At 63.0% G+C, this 15,276-nt stretch carries 13 protein-coding genes; 3 read left to right on the top strand and 10 right to left on the bottom strand.

The genetic code is table 11. The features are described 5' to 3' along the window. Positions 1-31: 31 nt before the first annotated feature. The 7 genes from nuoH to ndhC are packed head-to-tail and all read right to left on the bottom strand — an operon-like array spanning position 32 to position 8,421. Positions 32-1,009 (bottom strand): NADH-quinone oxidoreductase subunit NuoH, encoded by a 978-nt coding sequence (gene nuoH / locus C84B14_RS06080; protein WP_348765098.1) that lies wholly within the window; start codon positions 1,007-1,009, stop codon positions 32-34. Next, the gene (gene nuoG, locus C84B14_RS06075; protein WP_353222601.1) at positions 1,009-3,693 is read right to left on the bottom strand and encodes an NADH-quinone oxidoreductase subunit NuoG; all 2,685 of its coding nucleotides are present in this window, start codon (positions 3,691-3,693) and stop codon (positions 1,009-1,011) included. The genes nuoH and nuoG overlap by 1 nt, the downstream gene beginning before the upstream one ends. Positions 3,694-3,707: 14 nt before the next feature. Then, complete coding sequence (gene nuoF, locus C84B14_RS06070) at positions 3,708-5,024, bottom strand: NADH-quinone oxidoreductase subunit NuoF (RefSeq protein ID WP_353222599.1); 1,317 nt, start codon at positions 5,022-5,024, stop codon at positions 3,708-3,710. Between the two features lie 23 nt (positions 5,025-5,047). After that, positions 5,048-5,515, bottom strand: a complete 468-nt coding sequence (gene nuoE, locus C84B14_RS06065) for an NADH-quinone oxidoreductase subunit NuoE (protein WP_348765101.1) — start codon at positions 5,513-5,515, stop codon at positions 5,048-5,050. After that, positions 5,512-7,260, bottom strand: coding sequence for an NADH-quinone oxidoreductase subunit C/D (gene nuoC, locus C84B14_RS06060; protein WP_353222597.1), 1,749 nt, complete (start codon positions 7,258-7,260; stop codon positions 5,512-5,514). Before nuoC ends, nuoE begins: the two co-directional genes overlap by 4 nt. Continuing rightward, entirely contained in the window at positions 7,260-7,916 is a 657-nt protein-coding gene (locus C84B14_RS06055; RefSeq protein ID WP_348765103.1) for a NuoB/complex I 20 kDa subunit family protein, read from the bottom strand. Before C84B14_RS06055 ends, nuoC begins: the two co-directional genes overlap by 1 nt. Positions 7,917-7,971: 55 nt before the next feature. Continuing rightward, positions 7,972-8,421, bottom strand: coding sequence for an NADH-quinone oxidoreductase subunit A (ndhC, locus tag C84B14_RS06050; protein ID WP_348765104.1), 450 nt, complete (start codon positions 8,419-8,421; stop codon positions 7,972-7,974). A 300-nt stretch (positions 8,422-8,721) separates the two neighbouring features. Here ndhC and C84B14_RS06045 point away from each other — a divergent pair, with 300 nt between their 5' ends. The 3 genes from C84B14_RS06045 (at position 8,722) to C84B14_RS06035 (ending at position 12,105) form a co-directional block, all read left to right on the top strand. Then, positions 8,722-10,653: an aconitate hydratase gene (locus tag C84B14_RS06045; RefSeq protein WP_348765105.1), complete on the top strand. Its 1,932-nt coding sequence runs from the start codon at positions 8,722-8,724 to the stop codon at positions 10,651-10,653. Between the two features lie 163 nt (positions 10,654-10,816). Further along, positions 10,817-11,392, top strand: coding sequence for a hypothetical protein (locus tag C84B14_RS06040; protein ID WP_353222594.1), 576 nt, complete (start codon positions 10,817-10,819; stop codon positions 11,390-11,392). A 95-nt stretch (positions 11,393-11,487) separates the two neighbouring features. Continuing rightward, the gene (locus C84B14_RS06035) at positions 11,488-12,105 is read left to right on the top strand and encodes a class I SAM-dependent methyltransferase (RefSeq protein WP_348765107.1); all 618 of its coding nucleotides are present in this window, start codon (positions 11,488-11,490) and stop codon (positions 12,103-12,105) included. 54 nt (positions 12,106-12,159) lie between these two features. Here C84B14_RS06035 and C84B14_RS06030 read toward each other — a convergent pair whose 3' ends face one another. From C84B14_RS06030 to rloA3, 3 genes are read right to left on the bottom strand one after another with little or no spacing between them, the layout of a single operon-like run. Continuing rightward, a complete protein-coding gene (locus C84B14_RS06030; RefSeq protein WP_353222592.1) occupies positions 12,160-13,161 on the bottom strand; it encodes an alpha-L-glutamate ligase-like protein in 1,002 nt (333 codons plus the stop codon). Next, the gene (locus tag C84B14_RS06025; RefSeq protein WP_348765109.1) at positions 13,158-14,699 is read right to left on the bottom strand and encodes an inactive transglutaminase family protein; all 1,542 of its coding nucleotides are present in this window, start codon (positions 14,697-14,699) and stop codon (positions 13,158-13,160) included. Before C84B14_RS06025 ends, C84B14_RS06030 begins: the two co-directional genes overlap by 4 nt. A 16-nt stretch (positions 14,700-14,715) precedes the next feature. Next, positions 14,716-15,276 (bottom strand): retropepsin-like aspartic peptidase RloA3, encoded by a 561-nt coding sequence (rloA3, locus tag C84B14_RS06020; protein ID WP_353222590.1) that lies wholly within the window; start codon positions 15,274-15,276, stop codon positions 14,716-14,718.

The following is a 15,276-nucleotide window of genomic DNA, read 5'->3' as shown; positions in this document are numbered from 1 at the left end:
CCGGTGAAATCGAGAAGAGAGTACGACGTGCTCATGCCATGGCCACCACGACAGCGCCCGTGATCGCGACGTTGACCAGCGCAATCGGCAGCAGAATCTTCCAGCCGAAGGCCATGAGCTGGTCGTAGCGCGGGCGCACGGTGGCCGCACGCAGCAGCACGAAAAAGCAGATGAAGAACCCGGCCTTGAGCGCGAACCATACGAAGCCGGGCAGGATCGGACCCAGCCAGCCGCCGAAGAACAGCACCGTGGTCAGGCAGGAGATCAGCACGATGCCCAGATATTCGCCCACGAAGAACATGCCGAACTTCATGCCCGAATATTCGGTGTGATAGCCGGCGGTGAGTTCCTGTTCCGCTTCGGGCAGGTCGAAGGGCGCACGGTGGATTTCGGCGATGCCGGCAATGAAGAAGATCACGAACGCCGGGAACTGCGGGATCACGTTCCACATGCCGGCCTGGGATTCGACGATGGTACGCAGATCGAAGCTGCCGGCCAGCAGCACCACGCCCAGCAGGCTTAGGCCCATGAAGACCTCGTAGGAAATCATCTGGGCGGCGGTACGCATGCCGCCAAGCAGGGCGTATTTATTGTCCGAGGACCACCCCGCCAGAATCACCGAATACACGCCCAGCGAGCTCATCGCCAGCACGAACAGAATGCCGATGTTCAGGTCGACCACGCCGATGGTCTCGGTGAACGGCACCACTGCGAACGCCATGAGCGTGGTGAACATGATGATGGCCGGCGCGATGACGAACACGGCCTTGTCGGCGAACGGCGGGATCCAGTCTTCCTTGAAGAAGATCTTGATCATGTCCGCGGCCACCTGAAGGATGCCGAACGGGCCAACGCGGTTCGGCCCGTAGCGATCCTGCCAGACGCCCAGCAGGCGACGTTCCACCCAGATCAGCAGGGCAGCGGAAATCACCACCGCCAGCAGGATGGCAATGGTCTCGAAGGCGGTGAACGCGAAATCGAGCAGTGTGTCTGTGCTGAAGCCGAACATCAGGGCGACACCGCTGCAGGCAGACGCACGCCCATCAGGCCATGGGCGCCGACCGGCACGCCGATGGTCTTGTCGGGCAGGCTGGGGTCGATGGTGACCGGCAGGGCATGGATCTCGCCGTCGATGGTCAGGCGCAGCGTATCCGCCGCAGCCAGGCCCAGCGCCTTGGCACCGGCTTCGTTGAGGGTGAACCAGGCACGCGGCATGCGTTGCTGAATCGCCGGGGCCTTGGCGGACTGCGATTCGCTGCCGAAGATGTGGTAGCGCGGGATCGCCTGCCAGCCTTCGACCAGCTTGGGCTCGGCCGGCGCATAGTCGGGTACGTTGGCATCGACCTTGAGCAGCCGCGTGCCGGGATCGCCGCCCTTGAGATGGCCACCGACTTCATCCTGGAAACGGGTGATGGCGGCCTGGTTGGAATCCCAGCCTGGCGCCCAGGCATAGGCCATCAGCGCCGGCGGCTGATCGCTGCCGTGGTAGCCCTCCATCGAATAGGCCAGCGCCGAGTCCACATCCACTTCCGGACGACGCTCGCGTACGTCCACGTTGGCATAGAGCGCGGTACGCCCCGAATACCGATGCGGGCTGCGCGGAAAACGCATGCCGGCCTTGCGGAAACTGGTGCTCGGCGCGGCCGTCTTGATACCCGCGAACTGCGGGCAGGCGGCTTCGATGGCGTCGATGAGATCGTCCATGCCGTACCAGTCGACCGGCTTGCCGATCGCACGATTGAGATCGGCACACCAGCGCCAGCCTTCCTGCAACGGCGCTTCCGGAATGAAGACCTGGAAAAAGCGCTGGGCGCGGCCTTCGTTGTTGACCAGGGTGCCGTCCGCCTCGGCAAAGCTGCCGGCGGGGAGCACGTAGTCGGCCTTGGCGATGGTCGCGGTCATGCTGTGATCGAGCACGATCAGGTTCTTGGCGGCCTTGATCGCGGCATCGACCTTGCCATGCTGGGCCCGCTCGTAGAGATCGTTCTGCATGACGATGAGCGTATCGGCACGGCGGCTGGTGATGGCCTCGAAGGCGTGATCGACGTCGCGATCGCTCATCATCGCCATGCCGAGGCTGTTCGCCTCGTTAAGCGTAACGAACAGCCCGGCGTCGTCGTGTACCGATTCCAGCGCGCGCATGACGTTGCCGGCGGCCGTCAGCACGGCTTCGCTGCCGAGGCTCGTACCGGCGACCACCAGCGGTTTTTTCGCCGTCTTGAGGGCGTTGGCGATGGTTTCGGCGTGCGCGCGCGTCTGTTCGTCGATATTGGCCGGCATCGGCGCAGCGTCGTCGAGAATGGCGGCGACCGCGAAGCCCAGCTCCGCGATACGCGCCGGGCGCAGATGAAACAGTTCCGTGGCCACGTCGTCCAGACGTGTGGCCGCCGGTACGGCCATGAACAGCGGGCTGTAGAAATGCTGGCCCTCGTCGCGTACCGCACGCGCATGCCACTTCGGGATATTGGCGGCCTCGGCCAGCACGTGATGTTCGTTGCGTACGGCCTGGCGCAGCGACAGCGCCAGACGCGGCGCGAACTGGGTTACGTCCTCGCCAAGCACGAATACCGCATCGCAGGATTCCACATCGCGCAGCGTCGGCAAACGGCCGGCGTGCTCCTGCAACAGCGCGAGCGCGGCGAGGCTGGCATGGCTTTCCGGCCCGCTCATGCCGTTATGGAAGTTGTCGGCGCCGACCAGATGGCGCAGCGCGAAGTTGTCTTCCAGTGAGGCGCGCGGCGAGCCGATGCCGACCAGGCCCTTGGCCTCGGCGAGCACGCTCTTGAGCGAGGCGAGCATCACGTCCATGTCCTGGGGCTCGAGCACGCCGTTTTCCGCGCGCACCAGCGGCTGGCGCGGCCGGTCCTCGCGGTTGACGAAACCGGCGCCGAAACGACCGCGATCGCAGAGGAAGTAGTGGTTGATCTCGCCGTGATAGCGGTTCTGGATACGCTTCAATATGCCCTGGCGCGAACCGGGGCTGGTGTTGCAGCCCAGCGAGCAATGGGTACAGATGCCCGGGGCATTCTGCATGTCCCATTTGCGGTTGTAGTGGGCGCCAAGCGTCTTGTCGGTGAACACGCCGGTGGGGCAGACCTCGACCAGGTTGCCCGAGAACTCGCTGTTGAAGGCGCCGTCGGCCTCGCGGCCGAAATAGACGTTGGAATGCGAGCCGAGCACGCGCAGGTCGTCGCCGTCGGCATAGTCGCGGTAGTAGCGCACGCAGCGATAGCAGGCGATACAACGGTTCATCTCGTGATTGATGAACGGGCCCAGCTCCTGATTGCGATGGGTGCGCTTGGGGCCGCGATAGCGCCGGCGCGTATGCCCGGTCATCAGGGTCATGTCCTGCAGGTGGCATTCGCCGCCTTCTTCGCATACCGGACAGTCGTGCGGGTGGTTGATCATCAACCATTCGATGACCTGGGCACGAAAATCGCTGGCTTCCTTGTCTTCGATCGAGAAGCAGCCGCCATCCGAGGCCGGCGTCATGCAGGCCATGACGATCTGACCCTGGGTGTCGTCTTCGTTCTTGTACTGCTTGACCGCGCACTGGCGACAGGCGCCCACGGAATGCAGCTCCGGGTGCCAGCAGAAATAGGGCAGGTCGAAGCCCTTTGAAAGCGCGACCTTGAGCAGATTGTCGGTGGGGTCCACCTCGAACTGCTTGCCGTCGATCTTGATCGTTGCCATCGCTAAACCGTGCGCTAGTTGTTCGAGGCGGCGTTGGCCGGCTGGATGAGATCCAGCGTATCCGCCTCGGGCGGAATCAGGGCCGCCAGTTCGTCGCGGAAATACTTGAGGCCGGATTCGAGCGGGCCCATCGCGCCGGGGGCATGGGCACAGAAGGTCTTGCCCGGGCCGAGCAGCTTGACGTGTAGATCCAGCAGCTCGATATCGCCCGGCTTGCCGTGCCCGGCTTCCAGATTGGTGAGAATGCGCTCCACCCAGGGCAGGCCGTCACGGCAGGGCGTGCACCAGCCACAGGATTCCTGCGCATAGAAATGCTCGAGATTCTTGAGTACGCCCACGATCGGGGTCTGGTCGTCGATGACCACCATCGTGCCCGTGCCCAGGCGGCTGCCGACTGCGCCCACGCCCTCGTAGTCCATCGGCGTATTCAGATGCTCGTCGGTCAACAGCGGCGTGGAGCCGCCGCCCGGCAGCAGGGCCTTGAGCTTGCGCCCGCCGCGCACGCCGCCGAAATGATCGAGCAGATCGGACAGCTTCGTGCCCAGCGGCAGTTCGACCAGTCCGGGGCGGGCGACATGGCCCGAGGCGCCGAAGATCTTGGTGCCGCCGTCCTTGTGCAGGCCGAGCGATTTGTACCACTCGGCGCCGTTTTTCACGATATGCGGGACGTTGCAGATCGTTTCCACGTTGTTGACCGTCGTCGGCTGGCCGAACAGGCCGGAAGCCGCCGGGAAGGGCGGCTTGTGGCGCGGCACGGCGCGACGGCCCTCGAGCGCGGAGAGCAGCGCCGATTCCTCGCCGCAGATATAACGGCCCGCGCTCATGTGCAGATACATCTTGAGGTTGAAGCCGGTGCCCAGGATGTCCTGGCCCAGATAGCCGGCTTCCATGGCCTCGTCGATCGCGCGCTGGAGCTTGCGCTGGCATTCCGTGTATTCGCCGCGGATGAACACGTAGGCGATATCCGCGCCGATCGCATAGCTGGCGATGGCCATCGCTTCGATCAGCTGATGCGGGTCGCCTTCCATGAGCAGGCGATCCTTGAAGGTGCCGGGCTCCATCTCGTCGGCGTTGACCACGAGATATACATGGGCCGGACGCTTCTCGGGATTCTCTTCGAAGCGCGGCATGAACGACCATTTCACGCCGGTCGGAAAACCCGCACCGCCGCGTCCGCGCAGGCCCGCTTCCTTGACCAGGCCGGCCACCTCGGTTGGCTTCATTTCATGAAGCGCCTTCTTGTAGGCCTCCCAGCCGCCGGCCTGCTCGTACTCGCCGATGGTCATCGGCTCGCGATTGTCGCGGATGTTTTTGGTAAGAACCTTTTCCATGACTGTTCGTCCTTGCGCCGCGCCTAGGGGTATTCCGCCAGAATGGCGTCGACCTTATCGGGCGTGAGCCGGCCGTGATAGTCGGTGTTGATACGCATGGCCGGGCCGTTATCGCAGTTGCCCAGGCAGCAGATCGGCAGCAGCGTGAAGCGATTGTCCGGCGTGGTCTGGCCGAACTCGATGCCCAGCGTCTTCTTCAGATAGGCCAGGATTTCCTCGTAGCCGGTCAGATAGCAGGAGATCGAGTCGCAGATCATGATCACGTGCCGACCCACCGGCTGGCGAAAGATCAAGTTGTAGAACGTTGCCACCGCTTCCATCTGGGTCGGCGTGACACCGACCACGGCGGCGGCCGCTTCCAGCGACTCGTCCGATACCCAACCGCGATGTTCCTGCACGATCTTGAGCGCTTCGATAGTCGCCGCGCCCGGATCCTCGTACAGGGTCATCTCGTGCTGGATGGCCTCAATTTCGGTTTGACTGAGCTTCATCGGTCCACGTCTGCCATAACAAAATCGATCGCACCGATGATGGCCACCAGATCGGCCACCAGGCCGCCCTGCGAGATCAGCGGGATCTGCTGCAGATGGGCGAAGCTGGGCGTGCGAATACGCGTGCGATAGCTCATCGCATGCTTGTCGGAAATACTGTAATAGCCGTTCAGGCCCTTGGTACCTTCGACCATGCAGGCCGATTCCATCGCCGGCACCACCGGGCCCCAGCTCACGGTCAGAAAGTGCGCGATCAGGGTTTCGATATCCTGCATCGTGCGTTCCTTGACCGGCGGCGTGGTCAAGGGATGATCGGCCTTGTAGTCACCGGCGGGCATGTTCTTCATGCACTGTTCGATGATGCGACAGCTCTGGAACATCTCTTCGATACGTACGTCGAGCCGGTCCTGGCAGTCGCCGTTGGTGCCGGTCGGGATCTCGAAGTCGAAGTTCTCGTAGCCGGAATAGGGCCGCGCCTTGCGCAGGTCGAAATCCACGCCGGTCGAACGCAGCCCCGGGCCGGTAATGCCCCAGTCGATCGCCTCGTCCTGGGAATAGGCGCCGATATGCTTGGAGCGTTTGACCAGCACGCTGTTGCGCGCCATCGCCTTCTTGTACTCGGCCAGGCGCGATGGGAACCAGTCGAGGAATTCCTTGACCTTGCGATCCCAGCCGTTCGGCAGGTCCATGGTCAGGCCACCGATACGGAAGAACGCCGGGTGCATGCGAAAGCCGGTGATCGCCTCGATCACGTCATAGGCCTTCTGGCGATCGGAGAACATCCAGAAGATCGGACTCATCGCGCCGATGTCCTGCACATAGGTGCCGAAGAACATCAGATGGCTGGTGATACGGAAGAACTCGCAGAGCATCACGCGCACGACCTTGACCCGTTCCGGCACCTGAATGCCGAGCACGTGCTCGAGGTTCATGACGTAGGGCAGCTCGTTCATCACCCCGCCGAGATAGTCCACCCGGTCGGTATAGGGGATATAGGTATGCCAGGACTGGCGCTCGGCCATTTTCTCGGCGCCACGGTGGTGGTAGCCGATATCCGGCACCGCGCCGATGATTTCCTCGCCGTCGAGCTGCAGCACGATCCGGAATACGCCGTGTACCGAGGGGTGGTTCGGGCCCATGTTGAGGAACATGAACTCGGTATCGCCGGATTCGCGCTTCATGCCCCAGTCTTCGGGCTTGAACTGCAGGGCGTTCTCTTCTTCGTCCTGGCGCTTGGGGTCCAGATGCAGCGGCTCGAACTCGGTCGCGCGCGCGGCATGATCCTTGCGCAGCGGATGCCCTTTCCAGGTCGGCGGCATGAGAATGCGGCGCAGGTTCGGATGCCCGTCGAAGGTGATCCCGAACATGTCCCAGACTTCGCGCTCGTACCAGTTGGCGTTGGGCCATACGCCGGTGGCGGTTGGGGTGTTCAGGTCGTCATCGAACAGCGCCACCTTGAGCCGAATCTCGGCGACCGGCGACAGGCTGAGCAGGTGATAGACGACGGTGAAGTCCGCGGCCGGCTGGTTGAGCCGATGCTCGCGGACGCGCTCGTCGATCGCGGTCAGGTCGAACAGCATGCGGTAGGCCGGCGTACTGTCCTGGCGCAGGAACTTCAGCACGTCGCAGATACGGTCGCGGCCGACCCACAAGGTGGGCATGCCGTCGGCGGTGATCTGCTCGGTGAACGTACGCTCGTCGAAACGCTCGAACAGCTGCTGTTTGATATCCACGCGATCGAGCATCAGACCGAATCCGGCGTACGCAGGGTGGTGACCGACAGGCGCTCACTGCGCTTGCGATCGCGCATCGACAGTTTCGGCCGCTGGGTTACGCCCTGCGGGCCGATCATCCACGACAGCGGACGTTTTTCCGCGCCGATGTTTTCCTGTAACAGCAACAAGCCTTCGAGGAATGCTTCCGGGCGGGGCGGGCAGCCCGACACGTAGACGTCGACCGGCAGGAACTTGTCCACGCCCTGGACCACGGAATAGATGTCGTACATGCCGCCCGAGTTCGCGCAGGAACCCATGGAAATCACCCAGCGCGGCTCCATCATCTGGTCGTAGAGGCGCTGAATCACCGGCGCCATCTTCAGAAAGCAGGTGCCGGCAATGATCATCACGTCCGACTGGCGCGGCGTGGCACGAATGACTTCCGAGCCGAAGCGCGCCATGTCGTGGGGGGCGGTCAGGGCCGTGGCCATTTCCACATAGCAGCAGGACAGGCCGAAGTTGAACGGCCACATCGAGTGCTTGCGCCCCCAGGCGATCATGTCGTCGAGCTTGGCGGTGACGACATTGCGCGCCAGCGCATCCTCGATCGTGTTCGCGCTGCCGTCGTCCGAACCGGCCGAGCCGGGTTTCGGATTCTTGTCGGTGCTAGTCAGTGACCATCCCATTAATGATCGTCCTGTCGAGTGTTCAATCCAAGCGGGCGTACAACGCGCGAGATTCTCATCGCGGCGCGTCGGCCTGGTTACGGCGACGATTGCTTTCGATCGCCTCCAGGCGGTACTGGCGCGGCGCCTTGGGTGCCCAATCGAGCGCGCCGATGCGCCACTCGTAGATCAGGCCCAGGGTCAGCACCCCGAGAAAGAACAGAAATGCAAAGTAACCGGGCCAGCCCAGCGCGGGTGCCGCGATGGCCCAGGAGAAGATGAAGACCACTTCGAGATCAAAAAGCACGAAAATGATCGCCACCAGATAGAACTTGGCCGAGAAGCGCATTCTGGCGCTACCCGTGGGCTTGATGCCCGATTCATACGGCTGGTTGCCCAACCGCGAATTATGGCGCCCGCCCAGCACGGCAGAAACGCCGAGCATGAACACGATGAGCCCCAGCGCGCCGGCGGCGAATAGCAGCAGCGGCCAGATCACGACGGCTTGTTCGGTAGCAGCGTTCATTGCGTGTTCCTATTCTACGCGAAGCACTCGTGTATGGATCCGTATCGCGTACAGGCCGCAGATATAATCCATGTAGTTTACACAAGTTGCCGACGTCGGCGTTTCTTCGTGGCGAGTCGATGCCTGCTGCATCGCCGTGCTAACGGTAGCCGATTTGGCCCCTCACATGCGAACTAAAAATAGCCGCAAATAATAATAAGTCTCATTCACGGCATATTTTTTGCTTGGACATGCCGTAGCGGCTTTCTGAACCGGTTGCCGCAAGCTATGGTGAGGGCATCAAACACGCCGGAGGGATCCATGGCCCAGAACGTTGCCCAGAAACTCATAGCGTCGCATCTTATAGACGGCGAGATGACGCCAGGCGAAGAGATCGCGCTGCGAATCGACCAGACGCTTACCCAGGATGCGACCGGTACGCTGGTCATGCTCGAGCTCGAGGCAATGGAGCTCGACCGCGTCAAGACCGAAATCTCGGCTCAGTATGTCGACCATAACCTGATCCAGGAAGACAACAAGAACCCGGACGATCACCTGTTCCTGCAGTCGGCCTGCGAGCGCTTCGGCGCCTACTACTCGCGGCCGGGCAACGGCATTTCCCATGCCGTGCACATGGAGCGCTTCGGACGTCCCGGCAAGACCCTGCTCGGTTCCGACAGTCATACGCCGGCCGGCGGCTCGATGGGCATGCTGGCGATCGGTGCGGGCGGCCTGGAAGTGGCCATGGCCATGGCCGGCGAACCGCTCTACACCAAGATGCCGAAGGTTTTCGGCATCAAGCTCACCGGCGAGCTTCCGGACTGGGTTTCGGCCAAGGACGTCATTCTGGAAATGCTGCGTCGCCACGGCGTATCCGGCGGTGTCGGCAAGATCATCGAATACTACGGCCCGGGGCTGGATAACCTGGAGGCCATGGATCGCCACGTCATCGCCAACATGGGCGCCGAGCTCGGCGCGACCACCACGGTCTTCCCCGCCGACGCCGAGATCAAGCGCTTTCTCAAGTCGCAGGGGCGCGAAGACGAATACGAGGAATTGCTCGCCGACGAGGGCTGCGAATACGACGAGCACGACGAGATCGACCTGTCGACGCTCGTGCCGCTGATCGCCAAGCCGACGTCGCCGGGCAACGTCGTGCCGGTCGAAGAGGTTGCCGGAGACGAGCTGTATCAGGCCTATATCGGTTCCTCGGCCAACCCCGGCTACCGCGATTTCGCGATCACCGCCGAGATGGTGCGTGGGCGTGAGGTGAGCAAGCATGTCTCCTTCGACGTGAACCCGTCATCGCGGGCCATGCTGCAGACGCTGGCCCGGGACAACCTGCTCGGGCCGTTGATCGCCTCGGGCGCGCGCCTGCATCAGGCCGGCTGCAACGGCTGTATCGGCATGGGTCAGGCCCCGGCCTCGGGCCGCAACAGCCTGCGCACCACGCCGCGCAACTTCCCCGGGCGCTCCGGCACCAAGGAAGATTCGGTGTTCCTGTGCTCGCCGGAAACAGCCACCGCCTCGGCGCTGATGGGCAAGATCACCGATCCGCGTACGCTCGATTTCGAGTACCCGAAGGTGAAAAATCCCGACGATCCCGTCGTCAACGACAAGATGCTCGAAGAGCCGTTGCCGATCGAGGAGGCGCGCAAGGTCGAACTCGTCAAGGGGCCGAACATCAAATCGCTGCCCGATTTCGACGGTATTCCGGACGAGTTCGAACTGCCGGTACTGCTCAAGGTCGGCGACGATATCTCGACTGACGAGATCATGCGTGCGGGCGCCGAGGTGCTGCCGTTTCGTTCCAATATCCCGGCGATCGCCGAGTTCGTCTACGACGTGGTGGACGAGGATTACCCGGACCGCGCCAAGGACACCGGCGATCACGCCATTATCGGCGGATCGAACTACGGCCAGGGCAGTTCACGCGAGCATGCGGCGATCGCGCCGCGCTATCTCGGGCTGCGTGTGGTTATCGCCAAGGACTATGCGCGTATTCACTGGCAGAATCTGGTCAACTTCGGCGTGTTGCCGCTGACCTTTGCTGACGGCGAAGATCTGGACAAGCTCAAGCAGGGCACCAAACTCAAGATCAGCGGTCTACATGAGGCACTGGCGGCGGGCGATACTGTCGAAGTGGAGTCCGAAGACGGTAAAACGATCACCTGCAAGCACGCATTGTCCGATCGTCAGATCGACATCCTGCGCGCCGGCGGGTTGATCAACTGGAAGCGCGACCAGGGGTGAGCCCCCGCGGGCCGGCTTCGTAGTCGGCCCGACATTTCGCTGTCACGCGGCGCCGGTTACCATGCCGGCGCTTTTTATGGAGCGCGGCGGATTCTTGCCAGCCGCTGCGCTGTGCGGCGTGTTCTTTTCGGGGGTCAATGCCCCCTGCGCAACGACAACGATCATGACCGAGCTCTACCGCGACATCGACCATGCCTATCAGCTCAAGCTGTGCGATACCGAGCGCAGCTGTATCGCCGGGCGTCTGGCCGGTGTGGGCATCCACTACGACCATGTGGAATTGCCCAGCGTGCTCTTCGATGAAGAATCGCGCCCGGACGAGGTGATCGGCAGTTATATCGCGCCGCTCGATCGGCTCATGGCCAACATGCCGCGCGTTGCCCTCGATGTTGCCAGCGTGCCGATTTCGCATCCGCGTCGCGACACCATCGAGCGCGAGCTCATGATCGAACATGCGCACGATGCGGTCGAGTCGCAGCTGCTCGTACACGGCGCCGGCATCCTGTTCATGCGGGCGTCGGGCGTGGTCTTCGCCTTGTCCTGCGAGCCGGGCGACTACGTGCGCATACCGGCCGGGCTCAGACACTGGTTTCGTATGGACCCGGCACGCTCTTTTCGCACCATCCGTTTCTTCGAGCACGAAACACGTCCGCGGCTTTGTCATCGCGGTGGCGATATGCGTGGGCTGTTCGAACTCGTCGGACAAAAGGTGCGCGCAACGTCGCGCGGCGCGCTCTAGGCTTCGTTGTGCGCGCGATTTTTGTGTCGGCGACGACACAGGCGTATTCTTCGCTCGCCTGACTGGCCGCACGACTAATCTACGGGAACCTATTCATGGATGAAAAATCCGTCGTAACCGCGTATCGCCGTCTGTCGCGACAATACGATCGTTTCTTCGGCCCGGTGTTCGAGCAGGGGCGCGAAGTGGCGGTGCGCAAGATGGACTGCAACGCCGGTGATCGCGTACTCGAGGTAGGCGTGGGAACCGGGCTGTCGCTCGACCACTACGCCGACGATGTCGAAGTCGTGGGTATCGACGTGTCGCCGGAAATGCTCGAGTACGCCAAGGCGCGCGTCAACGGCAACGCCGATCGCATCTCGCTGGCGTTGATGGATGCACAGGCGCTCGAGTACGCCGACAACAGCTTCGACAAGGTCGTGGCGATGTACGTCGTATCCGTCGCCCCGGATCCGAAGAAGGTGGTCGAGGAGATGAAGCGCGTCTGCAAGCCCGGCGGCGACCTGTTCATCGTCAACCACTTCAGCCAGGGCAAGGGGGCGATGGCCTCGCTAGAGCGGATGGTATCGCCGCTGTCGAAGCTGGTCGGTTTCCGGCCCTCGTTCCCGCTGGACGATTTCCTCGAAATGGCCGATCTCGACGTGGTCGAGACCCGCCCGGTGAACGCCTTCGGCTACTGGACGTTCATTCACGCGCGTAATCGGGCCGGCTGAAGCCGGACCGCCGCAGACGTGGCCCGGCGCTCGTCGATCAACGACGGCGCCGGGCTAGCCTTCCCCGAACAATTTCTGGCCCAGGGCGACGCGTGCTGCCGCCGAGCTGGGTATCTTTTCGATCGCGCGCACTTTCTCGAGCCGGTGACGCAGGCCCATCTGGTTGGCCAGCTGGATATTCAAGCCCGGCCGGGCGTTGTACTCGAGTACCAGCGGCCCGTGCTCGGCATCCAGCACCACGTCCACGCCCAGATACCCCAGCTGGGTGAGGTCGTAGGAGCGCGCCGCCAGTTCCAGCAGCAGCTGCCAGTCGGGTACCTGGATACCGCGTACGGCGTTGCCCGAATCCGGGTGCGAATCCAGCACGCTGTTGAACCATACCCCGTCGACCGTGCAGCCGCTGGCCAGATCGATGCCGGCGCCGATCGCGCCCTGATGCAGATTGGCCTTGCCGTCCGACTGACGCGTGGGTAGACGCACCATGCTGGCGATCGGGATGCCGCGGAACACGATCGTGCGAATATCGGGCACCCCTTGAAAGCTCACGGCGTCGAAGACCGCATGCGGTTTGACGCGATACTCGATGATCGCCTTGTCGGGCAGGCCGCCCAGGCTGTACATGCCCGACAGCACGTTCGAGATGAAGTGCTCGAGCTCGCTGCGGGACACGCTCACGCCCGAAGAGCGCAGGAACTGATTGCCGCGTCGGCCGCCGATAACCATGATGCCGCTGCCGCCCGAGCCCTGGGCCGGCTTGATCACGAAGTCCTGGTGATCGCCCAGAATCGTGTCGAGCTCGCGCACCTGATGTTCGATCTCGATTACGCCATACAGCTGCGGCGTGGCGATGCCGGCTTCCAGCGCCAGCTGTTTGGTCTTGAGCTTGTCGTCGACCAGCGGATAGTACTTGCGCTTGTTGTAGATGCTGATGTAGTCGCCGTTGCGCTCGTTCATTCCGAGGATGCCCAGCTCCCTGAGCGTCGACGGCATGCGCAGCGGCGGGTTGCGCCGCAGCAGCCGCAGCCGGCTGCGCCAACCGCGTCCCAAGCCGCTCATTGCTTGTTCGTGATCGCCCGGGCCGAGGCGCGGAAGCGCCACAGCTCGGAGACACGATAGCCGGTATAGCGCCCGGCCAGCAGGGTGAACGCCAGTACCAGCAGCAGCAGCTCGGGGAAGACGAAGGCCAGATACTCCGCCAGCGGGTGGGTCATCACCACGAAACCGACGGCTGCGACCGCCAGGCTGCCGAAGCCGGACAGCAGGGCATCCTTCGGACCGTTTTCGTCCCAGACGATCGACATGCGTTCGATGGTCATCGCCAGAATCACCATCGGGAACAACGCGATCGAGAGCCCGTGCTCCATGCCGAGCTTGTGGCTGATGACCGACACGCCGGCCATGAGCAGAATCACGATCGTGAGCATGGAGGCCAGTCTGGGCACGAGCAGCAGTTTCAACCGCTCGAGATAGAAGCGCACGATCAGACCCAGGGCGACGAGCACCGTGAACAGGATGCAGCCCCAGAGCAGTTCGGTCTCGCGAAAGGCCAGCGCGATAAGTACCGGCATGAACGTGCCGAAGGTGCGCAGGCCGATGAAGTTGCGCAGCAGTACCACCACCAGCGCGCCCAGCGGCACGGTGAGCAGAATCTTGTAGGTGTTCTGGGTCGCGATCGGCAGCGACAGCAGCGAGTATTCGAGCACGTCGGAGTTGATCAGCCGGGCACGCTGCTGTGCCAGGCCCATCACATCGCGGGACGTGCGCAGGGCCGAGAATTGTACGCTGGCGTTGTCGGCGCCTTCGATATCCACCAGCGGCATGTCACCGGAATACCACACCAGCGCATCGGCCGGAAAACCGGCGGCGCCGGTGCGCGGGTTGAAGGCCAGCCAGCGTTCGCCGTTGTAGACCTCGAGCCAGGGCGTCAGGCTGCCGTGGCGCAGACTGCCGGCCAGCGGCAGCACATGGGCGATACGCGAGGGGATGCGGGCGCCGGCAAGGATATGCTGGATCTGCTTGACCTGGGCGGTCGCATCCGAGGACTCATCGCGCAGAACCTTCACCTCGGCTTCCGGGGTGGGATCGTTGAAGCGGCGCAGCAGCTCGTGGGCGAAGGAGGCCGTATCCGCCGAGCGCGAGCGCACGCTGTCGAGCAGGGTGAACACCGCTGCCCGTTCCGGGTCCGAATACTCGGGAATGTCGGGATAGGTCGGCGTAGGCTCGGTTCGATCGCGATGCGCGTCGCTGTCTTCGGTGAGCACGACGCGGTAGTAGAGCGTCTGCTGGCCGCTGAGGTTACGTGCGGCCCATTGAACCACCCGATTGGCGCCGAGATCGTTGGTGGCCAGGCCGTAGCCGGCCGAGATGAAGTTCTCGTCGAGTACCGAGAAACCCGGTGGCGCCTTGGGCACCGCCAGATTGATCTTGGCGGATCGATCCTGGCCATCGAATCGAACCGTGGCTTCGGCGGTCCACACCTGGGCGCTTGACTGCGGCGTCAGCGGCACGCCGAGACGTTCCGTCTTGTAGAAGCACAGCGCGATGGCAACGACGCTGAGAAACAGCGCGAGCGTCTTGAGATGAAGGTCTTTCACTTAAATGTCGGGCCGTTCAGTCGTCGGAATCGGAATCTTTCTTGTGTTCGACGACCTTGGAGTCGTGGTCGCATTCGGGCTCGTTGAGAAAGCTCTTGCTGACGTCGATGAGCCCGAGATGGCGAATGGTGCGCCGGCCCAGCAGCAGCGGGTAGATCATGTCGCCGCGATCGCGCAGAGAAAACTGTTCTTCGTAGATCGTGTTGTTCATGCAGACATCGAGCAGCACGACCGGGCGCTCGTCGCTACCGCCGGCGCCGGTAACCTCGAGTTCGCGATAGAGCGGGCGCTCGAACTTCTTTTCCACCATTTCCTTGGTGCGCTGATCTTCCACGCGCGTCGTGAATCGCACCCAGGTGTCGTCGTCCTTTTCGAACTTTTCGATATTCGTGGCGTGTAGCGACGAAGTGAGCGCGCCGGTATCGAGCTTGGCCTTGAGGGTCACGCCCCAGGGCACGAGCTGCGCCTTCTCCACCCAGCCGTAGACCGTCTTTTCGGTGGCTGCCTGGCTGGTTGCTGCCATAACGAGCAGAACACACAAGAGGCACATACGGCTCACGAAACGAGTCGATTTCAT

Source organism: Salinisphaera sp. C84B14 (assembly GCF_040361435.1).
Classification (GTDB): domain Bacteria; phylum Pseudomonadota; class Gammaproteobacteria; order Nevskiales; family Salinisphaeraceae; genus Salinisphaera.
The sequence above is the reverse complement of the archived record's forward strand: the minus strand, read 5'-3'. Positions and strand labels throughout refer to the sequence as shown.

Excerpts from the sequence above, each read along its gene's own strand:
- nuoH (WP_348765098.1), bottom strand. The coding sequence starts at position 1,009 with ATGTTCGGCTTCAGCACAGACACACTGCTCGATTTCGCGTTCACCGCC.
- nuoG (WP_353222601.1), bottom strand. The coding sequence starts at position 3,693 with ATGGCAACGATCAAGATCGACGGCAAGCAGTTCGAGGTGGACCCCACC.
- nuoF (WP_353222599.1), bottom strand. The coding sequence starts at position 5,024 with ATGGAAAAGGTTCTTACCAAAAACATCCGCGACAATCGCGAGCCGATG.
- nuoE (WP_348765101.1), bottom strand. The coding sequence starts at position 5,515 with ATGAAGCTCAGTCAAACCGAAATTGAGGCCATCCAGCACGAGATGACC.
- nuoC (WP_353222597.1), bottom strand. The coding sequence starts at position 7,260 with ATGCTCGATCGCGTGGATATCAAACAGCAGCTGTTCGAGCGTTTCGAC.
- C84B14_RS06055 (WP_348765103.1), bottom strand. The coding sequence starts at position 7,916 with ATGGGATGGTCACTGACTAGCACCGACAAGAATCCGAAACCCGGCTCG.
- ndhC (WP_348765104.1), bottom strand. The coding sequence starts at position 8,421 with ATGAACGCTGCTACCGAACAAGCCGTCGTGATCTGGCCGCTGCTGCTA.
- C84B14_RS06045 (WP_348765105.1), top strand. The coding sequence starts at position 8,722 with ATGGCCCAGAACGTTGCCCAGAAACTCATAGCGTCGCATCTTATAGAC.
- C84B14_RS06040 (WP_353222594.1), top strand. The coding sequence starts at position 10,817 with ATGACCGAGCTCTACCGCGACATCGACCATGCCTATCAGCTCAAGCTG.
- C84B14_RS06035 (WP_348765107.1), top strand. The coding sequence starts at position 11,488 with ATGGATGAAAAATCCGTCGTAACCGCGTATCGCCGTCTGTCGCGACAA.
- C84B14_RS06030 (WP_353222592.1), bottom strand. The coding sequence starts at position 13,161 with ATGAGCGGCTTGGGACGCGGTTGGCGCAGCCGGCTGCGGCTGCTGCGG.
- rloA3 (WP_353222590.1), bottom strand. The coding sequence starts at position 15,276 with ATGAAATCGACTCGTTTCGTGAGCCGTATGTGCCTCTTGTGTGTTCTG.